The sequence below is a fragment of the Actinacidiphila sp. bgisy160 genome (assembly GCF_057707815.1).
Genome location: NZ_JBYIQW010000017.1, coordinates 63,931 through 82,699, shown reverse-complemented (window position 1 = coordinate 82,699; position 18,769 = coordinate 63,931). Strand labels below are relative to the sequence as shown.

The following is an 18,769-nucleotide window of genomic DNA, read 5'->3' as shown; positions in this document are numbered from 1 at the left end:
CCCGGCCGGTGCCCGCGGACCGGTCGGCGCATCAGGTGCGGGCGAGGTCGGACAGGAGTACGGACAGGAGGCGTTCCTCCATGACCGCCCGGCCGGACCCCGCCAATGCCCGGGCCAGTCCGGGGTCCCAGGGGCTGGGTGCGGGGGGACCGGCAAGGGGCGTGGATTCGCCGTAGCCGAGGGCGGCGGTGTAGTCGGCCTCGGTCATCCGCCAGGGTTCGGCGCCGTGCCGGGCCAGGGCCGCGGCGGTGATGCGCAGGCCCGGCCAGTCGAAGTCGGCGCGCCAGCGCAGGCGTACGCCCGCGCGGGCGGCGTCGCCGAGCAGCCGGTGGCAGGCGGCGGACGGTACGCCCTCGGTGCAGACCAGGGCCGCGCCGCTGCCCTGGAGTTCGGCGGCGGCCGCGCGCAGGACGGCCGGGTTCTCGCAGACGAAGACGGTGCGGGCGGCCGGGACGACGGGGTCGGGGGCGGAGGCCAGCTGGTGGAGGGTGAGCCGGAAGGGGATGCCGGCCTCGGCGGCCTCGCGCAGCCAGCGGCTCACCGGGCCGTCGCCTCTGGCGCCGGTTCCCAGGACGAGCACCTGGCTGGCGAGGTCGTCTGCGACGACTCCGGCGCTCTCCCACAGGACGCGCCGGCCCACCCGGTCGCGCGGCACCTCGCCCGGGGTGCCGCCGCGTTCGGCCAGCGCCCGCAGCACGAGCTGCTCCAGGGGGCCGCCGGCGGCGAGGGACTTGGTGTCGCCGGTGGCCCGTTCGGCGAGCACCGGCAGCGGCACGATCCGCGACGGGTCCTCGGGGAGCCGCTCCAGGACCCGGACGGCGGCGCCGAGCAGCGGCGGTCCGGTGCGGCGCACCAGGCGTGTGAGGGTGCCGTCGGCCGCGATCTGGTCCAGCCAGCGGGTGAACCAGGCGTCGCCGGCCAGCCGGCTCGCGCGGGCGGCGTCCAGGGCCGCGGCGCGGCGGGTGTCCTCGGCGGCGCGTTCGGCGGGCCGGTCGCGCAGCGGGCCGTCCAGCCCGGCCAGGGTCTGCGTCAGCCCGGTGCCGTAGCGGCGCCGCAGGTAGTCGTCCAGGTCGCGCAGCGGCACGGTCAGGCGTGCGACGGTCTCGGGCCGGTAGCGGCCGGTGATGCCGATGACGGTGCGGCGTTCGCTCTCGTCGGGCGCGGTCAGTCCGATCTCGCCGTCCAGCGCTCCGCCGCTACGCTCCAGACGGCGCCGGGCCGCGGCCAGAAGCCTGGCCCAGCCCGCACCGCGCAGTTCCTCGTGGGCGGCCGGAGGGTCCTCAGCCGGCAACAGCGGCCTCCGGTTCCGCGGCCGGAACGCGCCGGGTACCGGGCGAGCCGAGGGCGGCGGTCAGGTCGCCGGTGTCGTCGGCGAGCAGCCGGGCGCCGTCCCAGACCAGCAACAGCGCGGAGACGGTGTGGTCGATCGCCGAGTGGGCGAGGTCGTAGTGGGCGGCGGCGGGGACCTCGGCGTGAGCGGCCCACAGGTCGTACCCGGTCATGAACAGGTCGAGGTCGAACTGGGCGGCCAGCGACATCAGTTCGCCCCGCCCGGTGTCGTCCACCCCCGCGAAGGCCTCGTCCAGGGCGAGCAGCCGAGGGGCGTGCGGGTGGGCGGAGTTGAGCATGGCGTGCGCGGCCGCGAACAGCGGAAGGTGCAGCGAGACGGACTGCTCGCCGCCCGACAGCCGGCTGTGCCGGGCGCGGGTCAGCTTCTCCTCGGTCTTGTCCGGGCGCACCAACTGGAACGCGAACTGCCGCCAGCGCCGGTAGTCCAGTACCTGGGTGAGCAGGTCGCGGTAGGGCAGGTCGCGGTGGCGGGCCCGGGCGTTCTTGATCTGCGCGGCGAAGTGGACGCGCATCCGGGTCAGCCCGTCGGGGCCCAGCCGGGCGGCGTCGGCGTCGAGCAGGGCGCAGACGGCGCGCTGCTCCTCGTCGAGCTGGTCGGCCAGCAGCCAGCTCACGCCGACGGTCGTGCCGGAGGACATGGTGCGGCTGCGCATGTCGGTGTTCATGCGGCGGATCAGGTCGCGGGCGTCGACGGTGCGGTCGTGGATCTGCTGGGCGAGCCGGGTGAGCAGGGCGTCCTCCAGGATGCGCTGCTCGGAGTCGCTGAGGAGTTCGGCCTGGTCGCGGCGGTGGGCGGCGATCTTCTCGGCGAAGGAGCCGACGGGCAACGGGCCCTCCTCGTCGGCGACGCGGACCAGGATCACACCGTCGGAGCCGTCCCATTCCGGCCGGTAGTCCTGGCCCGCGGCGGCGAGCTGCGCCTGGAGCTCGTCCAGGGCCCGGGTGAGGCGGGTGACGGACTGCTTGACGCTGTTCTCGGTCGGGGTGAGGTCGCGGGTGGCGGCCAGGACGGCCTGGTGGACGGCGTCCACGGCGGGCGGCAGGTCGTCGCCGGCCCAGTCGGCCTCCTGCGCGGGCCAGACCAGGCCCGGCGGGCAGCGCAGGATGTCCAGCAGTTCCCGGGCGGCGTACGGGCGCAGGCCACGGGCGGTGTCCTTCTCCTCGGCGGCGGCGACCGACCGGGCGTCGGCGGCGGCGGTCCGGCGGGCCTCGGCCGCGGCGGTGGCGGCGATCGCGGTGTGCTGGGCGGCGCGGGCCGCCTCCGCCTCCCGGGCCAGGCCGTCGATGCCGTCCTCGGTCTCCTGGACCTGGCGCATCACCTCCTGTGCCTCGGCCCCGACGGCCTCGTGGAGGGCGTCGAGCTTGGCCGCCTCCTCGGTGTGCCGGCGGCGCGCGGAGCGTTCGGCGTCGGCGGCGGACTCCTCGTCCTCGGCCGCGGCGGTGAGCCGGTCGGCGGCGGCACGGGCCGCCTCACTCTGCGCGGCGTGCTCACGGCGGCGCGCGGTCACGTCGCGTACCGCCTGTTCGAAGGCCCGGGTGGCGGTCTCGACGGCCTCGGCGCGGTCGGCGGGGATGCCGTGCTCGGCGGCGGCGCGGTGGAGCGCGCGCTGGGCGGCCGAGCAGGCGGCGACGGACTCGTCGTAGGCGTTCTGGGCGGTGTCGGCGGTGTCCCGGGTGGCGCGCAGGGCGGCCGCCGCCCGGTCGAGTTCGCGCAGCGCCCGGAGGACGGCGCCGGTCCGCGGCAGGGCGGCGCGGGCCGCCGCGTACGCCTCCACCGCGTCCTCGGTGCGGGCCCGGGTGCCCGCCAGTTCGCCGAGGGCGGCGGTGAGTTCGGCGATCCGCTCCTCGCAGGCGGCGATCCGGGCGGCGCGGCGGCGCTCGCGGGCGGTGGCCCCGACGTACTCGGCGTGCTCCTTGCTGTGCGCGCCGACCAGGATTCCGGCCGCGTACCGGCCGTCCGGGCTGATCTGCGGGGCCGAGGCGGAGAGGTCGCCGGTGACGGAGACGGAGCGCAGCACGGCGGTGATCCGCTCGGCGGGCAGGGCGGTGCCGTCCTCGGGCCGCAGCAGGTCGGCCAGGCTGGGGCCGTCGACCGGGGCCCCGGCCCGCAGGTAGCCGTCGCCGCATCCGGCGGGCACGTCGGTGTCCTCGGCGGTGACCAGGGCGTCGAGCAGGCCGGAGGCCTCCAGGGCGGCTTCCAGCCCGGCGCGCCGGCGGTCGCTCAGGTCGTCGGCGAAGTCGACGAGTTGCCACAGCGGCACGCCGTGGCCCCGCGTCCGGTCCGCGGTGCGCCCGCGGGCGGGGGGCGGGGCGTCGTCGTGTTCGGCGGCGATCCGGTCGCGCTCGGCCTGGCTCTCGGCGCGCCGGCGCTCCAGGTCGGCGGCCTGGGCGCGCAGCGAGGCGAGGGTGTCGCGCAGTTCCTGCACGGCGGGCGCGGTGGCCTCGGCGAAGACGTCGGCGAGGCCGGCCGCCTCGGGTTCCCCGGTGCGCTCCAGGGCTTCGGCGAGCAGGCCGGCGCCTTCCGGCGGTAGGAGTGCGCCGTGGTCGGTGTGCCATCGGGCGAGAGCGGTGCGGGCCTGTGCGCGGGTGGACTCGGCCGCCGATTCGGCTTCGACTTGCGCGGCCCCGGCCGCCGCGACGGCTTCCTGGGCTCGGTCGAGCGCGGCCCGGGTCAGGTCCCGGGTCTGCTCCGCGGCGCGCGATGCCTGCTGGGCGCCGCGCACGGCCCGTACGCCCTCGTGGCGGGCGGCGGCGAGCGCGGCGGCGCGCCGGCCGATCCGGTCGGGTTCGGCGTCGGCCGGGATCCAGGGGATGCCGGCCGCGTGGGCGTGGTCGGCGACGGCGGCGGCGTCGCGGGAGACGGCGGCGTCGAGTCCGGCGAGAAGGTGCTCGGCCCGCTCGGCCTCGGCGCGGGCGCGGCCGGTGGCGGCGGCGCGGCGTTCGCGTTCGGCCGTCGCCTGCCGGGCGGTCTGCTCGCAGGTGCGGACCAGGCGTTCCAGGTCGGCGAGCTGCTCGACGGCCTGGTAGGCGGCGGAGGACCGCAGTTGCTCCAGACGGGCCCGCCCGGCGGCCAGTGCGGCGTCGGCGGTCTCGGCGCGAGTCCCGGCGGCGGCCTGCTGTTCGCGGGCCGCCGCCAGCTCCTCGCGGGCGGCGTGCAGCGCGGCGGCGCGCTCGGCGGTCTCGGCGCGGCGGGCGGTGAGCCGGTCGGCGGCGGTACGGGCGTGGACCCGCAGGTAGGTGGAGTAGGTGAGCAGGAAGGCCCGGGTGGCGTCGTCGGCGGCGGTCAGGCCCTCCAGGGTGCGCTGCACGGACTCCATGTCGTCGAAGGAACGCGCGGCCTCGGCGATCAGGTCGTCGTCGAGCGGGCGCAGTCCCTCGCTGAGGGTGCCGGACAGTTTGGCCGGGTCGAGGTTCTTGGCGAGCTGGGGGCGGCGCAGGGTGAGGATCAGGGTGAGCAGCTGCTCGTACCGCTCCTGGCCGAGGCCGAACAGGCGGCGGTCGACGGCGGCGCGGTATTCGGTCGCGGAGGCGATCGGCTCGTGCCCGAGTTCGGCGGCCAGCTGCTTCCTGGTCATGGGCCGGTCGTCAACGGTGAGCAGGGAGAAGTCCCGTCCGACGCGGCCGTCGGCGACGAAGTGCCAGCGGGCCGGGGTGTCGCGGTGCCGCTGGGCGTGCAGTCCGATGCCGCAGGTCACGGCGTCGCCGGTGGCGGTGTGCGTGAACTCGATCCACACGTAGCCGAGTGCGCTGTCCTGCCCGCGGAAGAGCAGGTTGGACTTCATGGTGCGGTCCTCGGCGGCGAACGGGTTGAGCCGCTTGGGGTCGATCCGCCCGTCGAGGACGAAGGGGAAGAGGACTTCGAGGGCCTTGGTCTTGCCGGAGCCGTTGGGGCCGCGCAGCACCAGCCACCCGTTCGCGAAGGAGAACTCCTCGTCCCGGTAGTCCCACAGGTTGATGATCCCGGCGCGGGTGGGGACGTAACGGGAACGCGGGGCGGGGGACTGAGCGGGGATGCTCACCGGGTCGGGTCCTTCACGGTGTCGTCGGTGGTCGGAGCGGGCGGCGGCCCGGCCGGTGGGCGCGTGGGGGTCCGGGTCTTCACCTGGGCGGTGACCCCGCGGTAGCGGGCCAGCAGCGGCAGGGCGAGGACGCCGCCGTCGACGCGGGCGATCAGCGACATGGCGGCCAGCAGGCCGAGGGCCTGGTCCAGCAGCCGGTCGGGGTCGCCGCGCAGGTCGGCCGCGAAGCCCGCGCCGTACTCGACGACGATCTCCTTGAGCCTGCCGCGCAGCCAGGAGTCGGTGACGAAGGGGTGGCGGGCCGCCTGGGGCCCCGGGCCGTGCTCGTCCCGCGGCTCCGGCTCCTTCCCGTACGTCGCCGGCCGGTACCCGTACGGCGGTTCCTCCGGCTCGGACCCGGCTTCCGCCAGCCCGCCCAGGACCCCGCGCGCCGGGAGGGCGCCGTCGATGCGCCGGGCCCTGTCCGCCAGGCGTTCGGCGGCGGTGGGCGCGGAGATCAGCTCGGGGGCGTGCCGTCCGGTGCGCTGTGCGGCGGCGCTGATGCGGGCGCCCAGCAGCAGCGCGGCCTGAGCGACCGTGCCGCCCCCGGGGAAGCGGAGGTCCGACAGCCTGCCGGAGGTGTCGAGCAGGGCCACGCCCTCGGCTCTGCGCTCCACCGTGAGCCCGGTCAGGCGCTCCAGGTCCTCGGTCAGGGCCGGTGCGCGCAGCTGGCCCACGAGGCCGGGGTCGGCGTCGTGGTAGTAGGCGACCGGGTTCTCCAGCACCAGGCGTCGGGCGCGGCGGGCCTGGTCGCGGCGCTGGGCGGCGCGCCCCGAGGACAGGCTCAGCGCGCTGCCGGTGCCCAGCAGCGCGGTGACCGAGGTCAGGTGCTGCAGGACGCGGGTGGGGTGGTGGATCGCGGTGAGGATCTCACGGTCGATGTCGTACAGCGCCTCAGCCCGTTCCGGGTCGCCGGCCCAGGCGGTGGCGGAACCGTCGGCGAGGCCGAGCGCGCCGCGCTCGGTGAGCCAGGTGACGGCGTCCACGAAGGCGTCCCGGTCGGACTTGCGGGCGGTGTCCAGGCCGAGCCCGTCGATGCGCGCGGCGTCGGCGGCGACGGTCTCGGCCAGCTCGCCGAGGGCGACCTGTGTGCCGTGGCGGCCCAGGGCGGCGATGGCCAGGGCCAGGAAGGCGTAGCGTCGCCGGTCGAAGGGGCGGCCCGCGCGGGTGAGCGCCGGGCGGGTGGCGTCCAGGCCGTCCTGGACGCGCTGGAGTCGTGCGGTGTCGGCGGTGGTGACCAGCCGGTACCCGAGCGTGTCCATCAGATCGGTGCGCAACTGCTCGGCCCACCGGCGGACCACCGGCAGCGCGGTGGTGTCCGGATGGGCGGCCGTGATCAGCGGATGGCGCAGGACCAGCCGCACGGCCTTCTGGTAGTCGGCGAGTTCGAGGGGGGAGACGCCCTCGGCGACGCGGCTCACGCTCCGGTCCCCCTTCGCACCGCTGGGCGTGCCGTCGGCGCGCATCCGTCCGTCCCGTCCGTCCTCGCCTCGCTTCGCCGGCTCACGCGGTGACCTCCAGGCGCAGCCCGTCCAGGTGGAGCCGCCCGCGTACGGTGTCGACGGTGGTGGAGCCCTCGGCGGGGACGAGGGTGAGACGTACCCCGTGGGCCGATCCGGACCCGGCGGCCCCCGGGACGGTGCGGCTGGCGGGCACCCTGGCGGCCAGCGCCACGTCCAGCAGGCCGAGCAGCGCCCGCGTCTCGGCCTCCCCGAGTGTCCTGCCGTACGCCCCGCCCGACGCCAGGGACGCGGCGGCGTCCCTGCGTTCGGCCTGTTCCTTCAGCTGCCCGGCGCGCAGCCGGGCCCGCTCCGCGTCGTTGCGTTCGATGCGGCCCGGGCCGTGCAGGGCGGGGGTGCGCCCGGACTGCACCAGGGTGCGGGCGAGTTCGACCGGCTCGGCGTCCCACCAGGAGGTGCGGCCGGGGATCTGCTCGGGATCGGCGTACGGCACTCCGGCGTGGCGGGGGGCGCCGAGCCCGAAGACCGCCTGGAACAGCGCGTGCGCGTCCTCGTCGCTCCCGCAGGAGGTGAACCACTGCGCCAGGTGGCGCAGTTGGCTCTCCCGGCTCACCCCGCCCCGGCGGGCCTCGGTGACCCGCCGCAGCAGGGCCAGGACGGAGCGGATGGCGGTGACGGTGGCGTCCTGGAGCCGCTCGGCCTCGCTGTGCTCGCGCTCGGCGAACCAGTGGACGATGCCCTCCCACCGGTGCCGCCAGTCCGCGAGCCGCTCCGCGGGGCTGCGGAAGAGCCGCTCGTCGGCCTCGGCCGCGTACTCGACCATGCGCTCCACCCCGGTGGCCGCGGCCTTCTCGACGGCCTCGGCCAGCAGCGGGGCGTAGCGCCCCAGTTCGGCGGTGAACTCCCGCATGTGCGCCAGCAGGGTGTCCTTGTGCGCGAGGAACACCTCGGGCCGGGTGTCGTTGGTGCGCGCCAGGTCGCCCAGCATGAGGTAGAAGCGCGCGGCGCGCTGCGCCATCTCGTTCAGCACGGAGTCCAGGCGGCCGAGCTTGCGGTAGACCTCCTCGGCGTCCCCGGCGGTGTTGGCCTCGGCCAGCGCGTGCAGATCGGCCAGGACGTCCGGGAAGACCAGCCTGGACAGCTGGGCGTCCTCCAGCCGCGCCCCGAGCACCTCCTCCACGGCCCGGTAGGCCCGGTACCCGGCCTGGGTGAACTGGTAGACGTAGTGACGGTTGCGGTACTCGGCGAGGTTCGCCGCGCGCGTCCCGTCGTGCGAGCGGTCCAGGATCCGCCACTCGGCGAGCGCGTCGAGCAGCGGCTGCACGTCGCCGACGGCCGCCGCGGCGGGGTGCTCGGCGGCGAGCCGCTCCAGCAGCCCGGCCGCCTCCGAGGCATGGAGCAGCACCTGGTAGTTGGCCCGTCCCCGGTCCAGGGCGCGCAGCAGCCACAGGTACTCGCCGCGCTTCTCGGCGGCGGCGAAGTGGAACAGCCGCAGCCGGTCGTCGAGGGTGAAGGCGTCGATACCGAACGCGCCCTCGGACGCGGTCTCGGGGGCGTCGAGCTCGTCATTCACGGGCGGGGCGGTCTTCCTGTCTGTTCGCGCGGGCGGACGGACATCAGTCTGCCGCACCGGGACGGGTGCTGGGGCCGGGGCATCGATCACGCCGGACCGTGACCGAAAGCGATCACCCGGTGACCCGTGCCGGACCGCACGTGTGCTGCGCGGGCCGGTTTCGGGGCCGGAGTACGGGTCTCGCCGCCGGCCGGTGGCTGCAGGGCGAGCGGGTCAGAGCGAGACCACCACGAGAGCGCTCTCCAGCCCCCGGAAGTCATCGCCGTTGCGCGTGTACAGAGGGAGCCCGTGAACCGAGGCGATGGCCGCGATCATGAGGTCCAGCCGCCGGGGGCGCGGGTCGCGCTCCGCCCCCAGGACCAGGGCGACCAGGGTCCCGTAGCGCGCCGCGGCGTCGGCGTCGAAGGGCAACGGCTCGAAGTCGGCGACGGCCGCTCCCAGCATCTCCATGCGCTGAGCCCTGGCTACGGGATCCTTGGCCATGGCGACGCCTTGCTGCAACTCCGCCATCGTGACCGCGGTCAGCTCCGGGTGCACCGGCAAGGCCAGCGGATCGAGCACTGCGAGATCGATGTACGCACATGTGTCGAGCACACCCGCGGGGTGCCGCTCAGCCACGCTCGCGCTCCCAGGGATCGTCGCCGCCCACGCGGTCCGCTCCGCCGAAGAACTCCTCGGCCTCGCGCCTCATCTCGCCATGGTCCACGCGGGGCAGCCGGTGATGCCGCGCAACCAACTCCTCGGCGCTCGGACGACGCCGTCGCCGTATGGGACGGAGCTCTGCGACCTCGACGCCGTTCCGGGTGATGTGGAACGTCTCCCCGCTCGCCACGGCGTCCATGACGGCGGCGGAGTTGTTGCGGAACTCACGTTGCGTGATGGTCTTCACACGTCCAGTGTAGCGAGCCGTGTCTCGCTGTGCTACATCTCGAAGGAGTCACGACGCGCGCAGGGCCGTGGGAACCGGCGGGTACCGGCGTCCGCCCGGCGGGCGGCTGCCGCGACCGCCCACAGGTCACCACGGCCACGCGCGGCCCACCCCGGAAGACCTGCGAGGTGTGCCACCCCATCTGCTCGGCGGGGACCCGCGCGCTGCGAGGCTGCGCGCCGAGAACCGGACGACCGGCCAGGACGGCGACCTGCCCGCGTGCGGACGGGCTCACCCCGGTCCCCGGACTGCCCGTCCGAGGTGAGTCCGCAACTCCCCGACACCGTCGTTGACGAGGTGGTGAAAGGGGTACGCGGGACTCGTGCGGCGAGGTGGACCGTACTCGCCCGGTAATTGGGCCAGTTCGAGCTCGACGTCGGTGTAGCGCAGCGGCTTGTGCGGCGCCCGTTCCCCGTTCTGCGACCACTGCCGCAACTCCCGCACATGTTGCGTCCATTCCACGGGTGGACTCTCACAAGGCGCCCGAAGTGTACGAAGCCCACCTGGAGGTCGGCCGCTCGCGGCACGACCGGCGCCCTGTTGTCCGGGGGCCGGTGATCCGGGGCGGGGCGCGGACGGCCAGGTTCCGGTGGTCCGGGTGGCACCTACCAAGGACTGTGAGGAAAGAACCGGAAACCCCGCCCCACCCGGCCTCACCGGCAAGCGGTCACCCGTAGGGGTGACTTGGCGGCGCGGGGCCGGAAGGTGGGGGTATGGTCGCGGCAAACAACCCCATACAGACGAACGGCCCCGGCAGGGACTAGCGATCCCGGCCGAGGCCTGACCACCCAGGAAGAGAAGACCAGCCCTCACCCGAGCCCATGCCGCAGCCTGCCTCCCGACCCGTCCCCAGGCCCGCACCGGCGACGGCACCGCCGGCTGCCGAGGCGGTCGCCGTGCTCGCCGCCCTGCGGCTCAGGGACCCGCGACTGCTGCTCTCCGAACGGGACGTCACCCGGCTGGCACCGGCCGTGGACGACTGGCTGCGACGCGGGATCGCCCCCGGCAGGATCGCGGCGGCGCTCAGCGCCGACCTCCCCGGGCCGATCCTGCGCAAGCCGGCCGGGCTGATCGCCTACCGCCTGCACCACCTCAAACCGGTCGAGGCGGCACCGCTGCCCGCCCCTCGTGCCCAACGCCCGCACGTCCTCCCCCTGCAGAACTGCGACGTCTGCGACCGCGCCCACAGAGCCGAGCACCCAGGGCTGTGCCGGGACTGCTCCACGACCGCGAGTGCGTTCCGCGACACACGCGACGGCGGTACTCCCCCGCCGGGCGCGCGCTGGACCGTCAGGTCCAGACCCGGGCGTCCGGAGGGGCCGAGGCAGCGGCCCGGCCGTCTTCCACGGCCGGCGTCACGTCCACATGCCGGCCGGGCAGGGGTGGCTCGTTGCCTTCGCGGCCCGTCACCGGAGTCGGTCGCCTAGTCTCCCCGGTACCGCTGCTCTCGCCATGGGTCTCCGTAGTTGTGGTAGCCGGCGCTCTCCCAGAAGCCGGGCACGTCGCTTCGCCGCAGCTGGATCTCGCGCACCCACTTCGCGGACTTCCACAGGTACAGGTGCGGGACCAGCAGCCGAGCGGGGCCGCCGTGTTCGGGGTCCAGGTCCCCGCCCCCGTAGCCGTAGGCGATCCACGCCTTGCCGTCGACCAGGTCGGCGAGGGGGATGTTGGTGGTGTAGCCCCCGTACGAGGTGACGAGAACGTGCTCTGCGGCCGTCTCCACGTCCGCGAGAAGAACGTCCAGGGACACGCCGCGCCATTCGGTGCCGAACTTCGACCACTTCGTCACACAGTGCAGGTCGACGGTCGGGGACTCCGCCGGGAGTGCCATCAGCCCTGCCCAGTCCCACACGTGCTGCTTCCCGGCTTCCGTGGTCACGGACAGCTTCCAGTCCTCCCGACGGATGCGCGGGGTGGGCCCGGCGGACAACACCGGGAAGCGGGTCTCCTCGTACTGCCCGGGGGGCAGCTTCGTGCCGGCCGACGGCCTTCTGCCGTGGAAGCCGCGCGAGATGAACGCCATGCTCGTCTCCGTCCTCATGGGTCCGGGGCGGCCCCCTGTGGGGCCCTTCGAAGGTGAGCGCCCGGACGAGGCGGTTTCTTACCTCCGGCCCGGTACCGGCGACCGTCGAGCCGGAACGCGACGCGCCGGCGGCACGGGGCGGCTCCCCTTGGCTCCGGGGCACCTCCACCGCATCACGCCGACCGCCCACGCGTGTACGCGGAAGGTCGGTAGTCACTCACCCTGTCCGGTCCCGGCGGCATGCCGAGGATGTCAGCCCAGGGCGGGGTAGCCGCCGACAACGAGGTCATCGATCAGGCTCGGGTGCGTGTCCCAGCCGAACCGTTCCCGGGTCAGCGCACTCGACGACGGCATGTCGAGGGCGAACAGGCGGCCGATGAGGCCGAACCGCTCAGGCGGCGCCGACTCGACCGGCACCCCGAGAACGCCGCCGATCGCCTCGGCCAGCGACCTCATGGTGTCGCCCTCGTCGGCCACCGCGTGCAGGACCGTGCCCGGCGCGGCGTCCTCGAGTGCGGTGCGGAACAGCGGGACGGCGTCAAGCCGGTTGACCGCCGGCCATCGCTGGGTGCCGCCGCCGACGTACGCCGACACGCAACGATGCTCCTGGTCGGTGCCGGGCAGTTCCGCGGTGTGGTCGCGCGCGATCTTCTGCAGTTCCTGTCCGTCCAAGGTGATCAACTCCTCTGCCGGCTCGGGTGCCTGGCGGGTGTCGGTTCGGGTCCTTGCGCCGGCCGCCGGCCGCCGGTCGTGGCGTGGATCAGGGCCATGACCGGCCGGCCGGTGGACGTCCCCTGCCTACGGCAGGACGCGGATGACGGTCTTCCCGAGGCGTCGCGTGGTCGGGTTGAGGGCACCGACGGCATCATCGAGGCTCGCGACGTCACCGATGTTGGTCCGCAGCCGTCCGTCCCGCACCCGCTGCACGATCTCACCGAGTTCGGCGCGATCGGCTTCGACGACGAAGTCAATGGCCAGGCCGTCGGCGGGCCGTGCTTCGACCGGGCCGACGACGGACACCAGTGTTCCTCCGGCCCTGATCAGGGCGGCGGACTGCTTTTGGACGTCGCCACCGATGACATCGAAGACCAGGTCGACGCCGCCGACGTCCTTGAGCGTGTCGTTCTCGAGGTCGACGAACTCGTGCGCGCCGAAGTCGAGCGCCTTGTCGCGGTCGGCGGCGCGTCCGGTGCCGATGACGTAAGCGCCGGCTTCACGTGCGAGCTGGGTCACCATCGTCCCGACCGCCCCGGCTGCGCCATGGGCGAGGACGGTCTGACCGGCCTGGAGGCGGCCGTGCGTGAACAGGCCCTGCCACGCGGTCAGACCCGAGATCGGCAGCGACGCGCCTACCGTGAAGTCGACGTCGCCCGGCAGCGGTGCGAGGTTGCGGGCCTCGATCGCCACGTACTCCGCGAGGGTGCCGTCGCGGTGCCAGTCGGCGAGGCCGAACACCCGCTGCCCGACAGAGAGCCCCGTCGTGCCGTAGCCGAGGGCGGTGACCACTCCGGCCAGCTCGTGGCCGGGGATCGACGGTGTCTTGTCACGGCCCGCGCGATCGGCCCAGGTGGACGGCCACTCCATCTCTGTGGGGACGAAGCCCGACGCATGGATCCGGACGATGACGTCGTTGATCGCTGCGCGCGGCTCAGGCCGCTCCGTCAGCGTCATTCCTGCCGTGCCCGCGGACTGGTCGGTGACCACAATGGCTTTCATTGAATTGCTCTTCCTCGAATGTGTGGGGTGGGTTTCGGTTACCGGGTGGGTTTTAAAAGTAGGTGAACACTGGTCCACTTCGCAGCGCGAGACCGGGGTGGTGTACACCCTTTCCGGGCCGGGGTAGCCGGCGGCCGACAGCACCGTTTCAACGATGACGGGCGTGGAGCGCAGGAACCGCAGCAACTGCTGAAGGGTTTCCTCCGGCATGGTCTTGCCGGGTCCGAAATACCTGATGCCGCTCGTTCATGAGCCTATCGGGATTCATCTCGATCCGCCTTCATCTCGGGGCTGGGTAAGACGACCGCGGCGCCCTTCGGAGGAAGGCGTGTTCCCGGCGGCGGCCTCTTCCTCTTCCGCCCCGGGTGGACGACTGCCAGGTCCCCGGGATGTGTGCGACGCCCGATCCGAGCTCCCCGGTCAGCGCTGCCGGGCCGGCGTCGTCGCCGCCGCGTCAGCCCGCAGCGCTGAGATGTCCGCCGGCCATCAGCCGAGCCCGCAGTTTCCTACGGGCGTCGAACATCGTCTTGTAGAGCGCGTTGCGGTTCGTCTCCAGCTCACTGGCGAGCTTTTCCAGGGGGACCCCGTTGACGACGGCGGTGAAGACCTTCCGCTGGCGGGCGGTCAGTGCCGTCTCGACCGCGTCCCGCGCGGCTTCGACCAGCTCTCGCGCCTGCCAGTGGCTGACCGGATCGGTACCGGAGCGGTCGGGCACTTGCGCCCATTCGTCAAAGTCGAACCGGGTGTTCGAGACACGCCGGAAGTGGCGGCTCAGCGCGTTGGACACTTCGAGCACGACAAATCGGAATGCCCATGTGGTGAACCTGGCATCACCTCGGAACTGCTCAATTTTGTTCGTAATTCTCATCAGTGCGTCGGCTGCCGCCTGATGGGCGAGATCGTTCAGCTCGGGCCCGGCAATTCGGTAACGAGGACCCCGGCGGAACACCTCGTCCATGGCGATCCGCACCAGCAGTTCATGAAGCCGCGTGCAGGCCTGCTCGTACCGCGGCCCGCGCCCGCCCTCCAGCGCGTCCACCCAGGCGGCGGACTCGGGGTCGAGTCGCCCTCGGCTCGCGGCGGGCCCTGCTGCCGGGGCGCTGCCGCCGGTTCCGGCCTGCGCGTCCGGAGCGGGGCGGCAGGTCTTCTCAATGTCTGCACAGTGCATGGTTCTGTCCCCAGGTCCTCTTGTGCGGACAAGCCAATCACGTGGCCATCTACCGGCCGTCTACGCGAAGTCGCTGTTTTCTCTCTCGCCGTGTCCGCATCCCCGGGATTTCAGGGACGGGGTTCCGGCGTGTTTTCGCGAGCGCCCCGCGCGCAGCGTGAGGCGTGCTTTCCCGTGCTGTCGAGAGCGGCTGGTGAGCGGGGCGGCCGCGGGGGCCCTGCACGCCGGTGCGAGCGGACACGCTGTGCGCAACTCGGGCGGGTACGGCGGCGGCAGCCGACCGGGCCTGCCGCCGCTCCCCGGGCATGCACGACATCATGGCGCCCACGTTGTCCCCGTCGTTTCCGCGATCTCGCGGTAGGAGACGCGCGGCGGTCGCTCAGGAGTCCTCTCGGGTGTCGGGCACCACGTGGACGGCGGCCTCTTCGGCGGAGGCGGCGCCGTTGTCGATGCCCACGTCCCGCGCCCAGTAGTCGTCGCCGTCGTATCCCTCGGCGAGAACGTCCGTGTCCCAGGCGAGGAGGCGTCCCGCGCGTTCGTCGCCGACCTGGTCGTCGATGAGCTCTCCGTCCGTGCCGATCGTGTCGCCCAGCCCGTCGCCCTCGTCCGATGCGCTGACTTCCGGCACCTCGCGCCTGAGCCGATGCGCGAGGTCCTCGTGGGAGGCGCCCTCCCGCGCGGTGACGCCCCAGTCGTTGACGGCGAGGGGCCTGTCGGCGGGTGAGTAGCCCCGGTCCAGGACGTCCTCTCCCAGTTCGTCCTCGTCGTACTCCTCCTGCGAGCGCAAGGGGTTGGAGTCGGCCAGGTCCTCGTAGGACGGGAAATTGTCCGGTGAAGTCATTACGGCCTCCATGCCGTCGGAGCCCCGTGACGGCTCAGTGCCGGCGCCTCGGTGACGGCGCGGCGGGAGAAGACCATTCAAGCGGCCCGGTATCGACGCGGCGTCTATCCGGCATGGTCACCCGGGCGGCGAGGTCGGGGCTCGGAGCTGCCTGGGATCGGTCGCGGCGAGAGTCGCCGCCATTCGAGCGGCGGTCTCGTCGGCAGCCTTGAGCGAGGTCTTTTGGCTGCCCCGCCCGGGGTGGGTGTCAGGTGGCCGCCCCGGGCGGGGCATGAGGGATACGTCTAGCTGCGGCCTGCCATGACTCCGCCGTCGACGTTGAGGATGGCGCCTGTGGTCCAGCTCGAGGCCGGCGAAAGGAGGAAGACGATCGCGGAGGCCACGTCCTGCGGGGTGCCGACCCGGCCCAGCGGGTGCAGTCCGCTCAGCTGATCCATCGCGTCGTCCAACTGGTCCGCGGGAAAGACCTTCTCGAACAGGGGTGTCCTGGTGACAGCGGGAGCCACGGCGTTCACACGGATGCCCTCGCCGGCGAGCTCGATGGCCAGGTTGTGCGTAAGGGCGTGCAGGCCGGCCTTGGCCATCGAATAGGCCGATGACGGTGTCACGGCGAGGGCCTGGTGCGCCCACATGCTGCCCACGTTCACGATGGCGCCGCCCTGACCGCCGGCGACCATGCCCCGGACGACGGTCTGCGTCAGGAAGAAGGTCGCCCTGTTGAGGTCGTGGTAGGAGTCGTAGTCCGCGACCTCGTAGTCGAGGAAGGGCTTGGGCAGGAAGAACCCCGCCGAGTTGACGAGGAGGGTGGCGTCGGGGTGGTCCTCTGCCAGTTGCTTCTGCGCCTCGACGACCTGGTCCCGGTCTGCCAGGTCGGCCTCGATCGGCCATGCGTTGCCGGAGCGCGACAGGCTTGCGACGGCGTCGTCGAGTTTCCGGCCCGGGCGGCCGACGATCACCGCGCTGCCGCCCGCCGCGATCACGTCCTCGGCGACCTTGAGGCCCATGCCGCTGGCGCCACCGATCACAACGAGCTTCTTGCTTTCGAAGTCCGTGGCCATGCGAATCACTCTCCACTGAGCAGCGAACACTTCTTGCCTGCAATCAACCCTGCCACGGCGGGATCTACAGCAGCTCTACAAGGCCCCTACGGCGCCTATCGCAGCGGCCCGGCGGTCAGGCGAACGGGAGCTGCGTCGATCCGTTCTGCCCGCCGCCTCTGGTCCTCCGCGTGCTGTCGCGCGGAGATGGCCCGCGCACAGGAGCCGCGGTAAAGCCGCTGTACGGTCCGCTGCCCGGCTGCGGCCTCCCGAGACCGCGCCGGCCTCTGTCGACAGCCGGGCCGGGCCCCGACGGCCCGCGGTCGCGGGGCGCGGCTGCGGCACGGCCGCGTGCCGTCGGCGAAGCCGGCCTCGACACCATCCTCGGTGCCTCGGCTGCGGAGGATCCCCGGCTTGACATCGCGCTCCCGCGGGGAGGGACGGGCACCTGCCGGGGGTGTGCACGCCGCGTAGATCTCGAGGGCGCGACGCACCCGGCGTGCTGCCCTTGAGGGACAGGGGGCTGTTTGCCGCCCCGGGGACGCGCCTCGCGTCTCATGTGCGCCGGACGACCAGCACGGCCACGTCGTCGAGGTGGTCCACCGCGGCCACCGCGTCGAGTATGCGGTCTGCGGTCGCCTCGGCGCCGAGCCGCTCCTTGAGGGCTCGGCCGGCCAGCGCTCCCACGCGCTCCAGTCCCCCCTCCAGGGTCAGGCCCGGCCCTTCGACGACACCGTCGGTGACCATGACCAGCGCGGTGCCCTCTTCCAGACCGAAGGTCTCCTCGGGGTACTCGGTGCCGGGCACGATTCCCAGGACCGGCCCGCCGGGAAGTGTGCGGACGGTGTGGCTGCCGTCGTCGCGTGCGTGGAGCAGCGGCACGTGGCCCGCGCTGGCGCCGGTGACCTGTCCGTCCTGCGGATCGACGTGCAGCATGGTGCAGCTCGCGAAGCGCGGCGCGTCCATCGCGACGAGCAACTCGTTGGTGCGCGTCAGCACCGTCCCCGGCCCGGGTTCGTGGGCGGCGATCGCGCGCATGGACGAGCGCACCTGGCCCATGAAGACCGCGGCATCCACGTCGTGCCCTTGAACGTCGCCGATCTCCAGCGCGACCGCGCCGTCGGGCAGGAAGAACGCGTCGTACCAGTCGCCGCCGATGTCCAGCCCGTCCCGGCTGGGCTGGTAGCGGGCGGTGATCTCCAGGCCTGGGAGGTGCTCCGGCAGCGTCGGGAGCATGCTCTGCTGGAGCGTCGTCGACAACTCGACGTGGGCTTGCTGCAACCTGATGCGCCTCAGCGCCTGGCCTGCCAGATCCGCCAGAGCCGTCATGAAGGCGAGCTTCTCCGCGGACGGGGGGTGCTCACTGTCGTACGTCACCACCCAGGCTCCGAGCGGCCGGTCATCCGCCGGGCTGAGGGGGGTGATCGACAGGCTGGTGCCGGAGTCGGGGCCCGCCAGGGGCAGACGGTCGACATGCGGCCAACGGCGCGTCAGTTCCTCGTGGTTGCGGAAGAACTGGGCCTGACCGGTTCGGATCACGCACGGCAAGGGCCGGTCCTCGTCCAGCGACAGGCCGTGCAGAGCGTCCGCCTCCCACGTGGGGATCCCGGCATCCGAGGAGACCCGCAGGCGCCCGTCGTCGACGAGGGCGAGGAGCGCGCCGGAACCTCCGACGACGGAGGCGAGCCGGGCCAGGACGACCTGCTGCAGTTCCTGCTCGGTGGCGGCGGTGAACAGGGCGGAGGAGAACGCGGTGATCCCGTCGGCGCGTTCCCGCTCCACGCTCACCTGGGCCAGCATCTCCTGGCGGTGCGCCTCGGAGTGGGTGTCGTCGCGGACCACCCCGAAGACCCGTTCGGGGCCGCCGTATCCCAACTGGATCCGACGGGCCTGGCCTGCGAGAACACGCCAGCCAAGGCGCTCGGCGAGGAACCGCGACCTGATCCACGGGGACTGTGCGGCGGACGAGCGCACAAGCCGCCGCACGTCCTTGCGGTCATCGGGGTGCACTCGCCTGATCACCGTGGACAGGGACACGGACTCCTGCGGGAAGAGCGCGGCCAGGGCGGGTGCGCCACCCAGCCACTCCATCTGGCGCTCACCGGTGGAACACATGAACAGGCCGAGGCCGGCAGCCTTCGCCGCAAGCTGGAACGGGATCAGCAGCCCACCGAGGTCGTGCCTGGCGTCCAGCGAATGCACCCACACAAGCCGCTCGCCGCTCGAGGGATCCGTCACCGGCCGCGCCTCGACGAGGCAGACCACCGATGCGGTGCTCGTGCCCGGAAATTCCAGCACACGCATCGCGAGCCTGTTCGCCGTGGCCCCGTGTGCCAGCAGGCTCCCGGCCGGGACGCGCTGATCCTCGGAGAGGAGATCACCGAAGCCACGGCCCACGCACTGTTCCTTCGGCCTGCCCAGTGCCATGGCCATCGCCGCGTTGAGGGAGCGGATGACGCCGTCCAGAGTCAGGAGAGCCGACGGTGTGGCCCCCTGGAAGAGTTCGTCCGAGACGTCCATGTCCCGGTCCCTGACCATCATCGTCGAGCGATATGACCTCGTCCCTCAACCACAGTATCGGGCCTACGCCGGCCCAGCCGGTCCGTCGCGCCGAT

Annotated in this window: 13 protein-coding genes and 1 pseudogene; all 14 read right to left on the bottom strand. The window is 73.3% G+C overall.

The features are described from left to right. Positions 1 to 31: 31 nt before the first annotated feature. The 14 genes and pseudogenes from AC3EUJ_RS16460 to AC3EUJ_RS16395 all read right to left on the bottom strand — a co-directional run bounded on the left by AC3EUJ_RS16460 (position 32) and on the right by AC3EUJ_RS16395 (position 18,674). The gene (locus AC3EUJ_RS16460) at positions 32 to 1,291 is read right to left on the bottom strand and encodes a TIGR02679 family protein (RefSeq protein ID WP_431961972.1); all 1,260 of its coding nucleotides are present in this window, start codon (positions 1,289 to 1,291) and stop codon (positions 32 to 34) included. Next, positions 1,281 to 5,369, bottom strand: coding sequence for a TIGR02680 family protein (locus AC3EUJ_RS16455; protein WP_431961971.1), 4,089 nt, complete (start codon positions 5,367 to 5,369; stop codon positions 1,281 to 1,283). The genes AC3EUJ_RS16460 and AC3EUJ_RS16455 overlap by 11 nt, the downstream gene beginning before the upstream one ends. Further along, on the bottom strand, positions 5,366 to 6,829 hold the full coding sequence (locus tag AC3EUJ_RS16450) for a TIGR02678 family protein (RefSeq protein ID WP_431961970.1): 1,464 nt from the start codon (positions 6,827 to 6,829) through the stop codon (positions 5,366 to 5,368). Before AC3EUJ_RS16450 ends, AC3EUJ_RS16455 begins: the two co-directional genes overlap by 4 nt. Before the next feature lie 82 nt (positions 6,830 to 6,911). After that, the gene (locus tag AC3EUJ_RS16445; protein WP_431961969.1) at positions 6,912 to 8,441 is read right to left on the bottom strand and encodes a TIGR02677 family protein; all 1,530 of its coding nucleotides are present in this window, start codon (positions 8,439 to 8,441) and stop codon (positions 6,912 to 6,914) included. Between the two features lie 213 nt (positions 8,442 to 8,654). Next, positions 8,655 to 9,059 (bottom strand): type II toxin-antitoxin system VapC family toxin, encoded by a 405-nt coding sequence (locus AC3EUJ_RS16440; RefSeq protein ID WP_431961968.1) that lies wholly within the window; start codon positions 9,057 to 9,059, stop codon positions 8,655 to 8,657. After that, positions 9,052 to 9,330: a type II toxin-antitoxin system Phd/YefM family antitoxin gene (locus AC3EUJ_RS16435; RefSeq protein WP_431961967.1), complete on the bottom strand. Its 279-nt coding sequence runs from the start codon at positions 9,328 to 9,330 to the stop codon at positions 9,052 to 9,054. The genes AC3EUJ_RS16440 and AC3EUJ_RS16435 overlap by 8 nt, the downstream gene beginning before the upstream one ends. A 271-nt stretch (positions 9,331 to 9,601) precedes the next feature. Beyond that, positions 9,602 to 9,831: pseudogene (locus AC3EUJ_RS16430) on the bottom strand (phosphorothioated DNA-binding restriction endonuclease); the annotation flags it as partial. Positions 9,832 to 10,792: 961 nt separating this feature from the next. Next, positions 10,793 to 11,392: a molybdopterin-dependent oxidoreductase gene (locus AC3EUJ_RS16425; RefSeq protein ID WP_431961966.1), complete on the bottom strand. Its 600-nt coding sequence runs from the start codon at positions 11,390 to 11,392 to the stop codon at positions 10,793 to 10,795. A gap of 252 nt (positions 11,393 to 11,644) precedes the next feature. Continuing rightward, the gene (locus AC3EUJ_RS16420; protein ID WP_431961965.1) at positions 11,645 to 12,064 is read right to left on the bottom strand and encodes a Rossmann-fold NAD(P)-binding domain-containing protein; all 420 of its coding nucleotides are present in this window, start codon (positions 12,062 to 12,064) and stop codon (positions 11,645 to 11,647) included. A 126-nt stretch (positions 12,065 to 12,190) separates the two neighbouring features. Next, positions 12,191 to 13,108 carry an NADP-dependent oxidoreductase gene (locus AC3EUJ_RS16415; protein WP_431962014.1) on the bottom strand — a complete coding sequence of 306 codons (918 nt, stop codon included), beginning with the start codon at positions 13,106 to 13,108 and terminating at the stop codon, positions 12,191 to 12,193. A 454-nt stretch (positions 13,109 to 13,562) separates the two neighbouring features. Continuing rightward, positions 13,563 to 14,147 carry a sigma-70 family RNA polymerase sigma factor gene (locus tag AC3EUJ_RS16410; protein WP_431961964.1) on the bottom strand — a complete coding sequence of 195 codons (585 nt, stop codon included), beginning with the start codon at positions 14,145 to 14,147 and terminating at the stop codon, positions 13,563 to 13,565. Between the two features lie 508 nt (positions 14,148 to 14,655). Beyond that, positions 14,656 to 15,117, bottom strand: coding sequence for a DUF5709 domain-containing protein (locus AC3EUJ_RS16405; RefSeq protein ID WP_431961963.1), 462 nt, complete (start codon positions 15,115 to 15,117; stop codon positions 14,656 to 14,658). Between the two features lie 284 nt (positions 15,118 to 15,401). Next, positions 15,402 to 16,175 (bottom strand): SDR family NAD(P)-dependent oxidoreductase, encoded by a 774-nt coding sequence (locus AC3EUJ_RS16400; RefSeq protein WP_431961962.1) that lies wholly within the window; start codon positions 16,173 to 16,175, stop codon positions 15,402 to 15,404. Positions 16,176 to 16,709: 534 nt separating this feature from the next. Then, positions 16,710 to 18,674, bottom strand: coding sequence for a SpoIIE family protein phosphatase (locus tag AC3EUJ_RS16395; protein ID WP_431961961.1), 1,965 nt, complete (start codon positions 18,672 to 18,674; stop codon positions 16,710 to 16,712). Positions 18,675 to 18,769: the final 95 nt, after the last annotated feature.

What these genes read in the sequence shown, in the direction of transcription:
- AC3EUJ_RS16425 (WP_431961966.1), bottom strand. Translation starts at nt 11,392, where the DNA reads ATGGCGTTCATCTCGCGCGGCTTCCACGGCAGAAGGCCGTCGGCCGGC.
- AC3EUJ_RS16415 (WP_431962014.1), bottom strand. Translation starts at nt 13,108, where the DNA reads ATGAAAGCCATTGTGGTCACCGACCAGTCCGCGGGCACGGCAGGAATG.
- AC3EUJ_RS16405 (WP_431961963.1), bottom strand. Translation starts at nt 15,117, where the DNA reads ATGACTTCACCGGACAATTTCCCGTCCTACGAGGACCTGGCCGACTCC.
- AC3EUJ_RS16400 (WP_431961962.1), bottom strand. Translation starts at nt 16,175, where the DNA reads ATGGCCACGGACTTCGAAAGCAAGAAGCTCGTTGTGATCGGTGGCGCC.
- AC3EUJ_RS16395 (WP_431961961.1), bottom strand. Translation starts at nt 18,674, where the DNA reads ATGGACGTCTCGGACGAACTCTTCCAGGGGGCCACACCGTCGGCTCTC.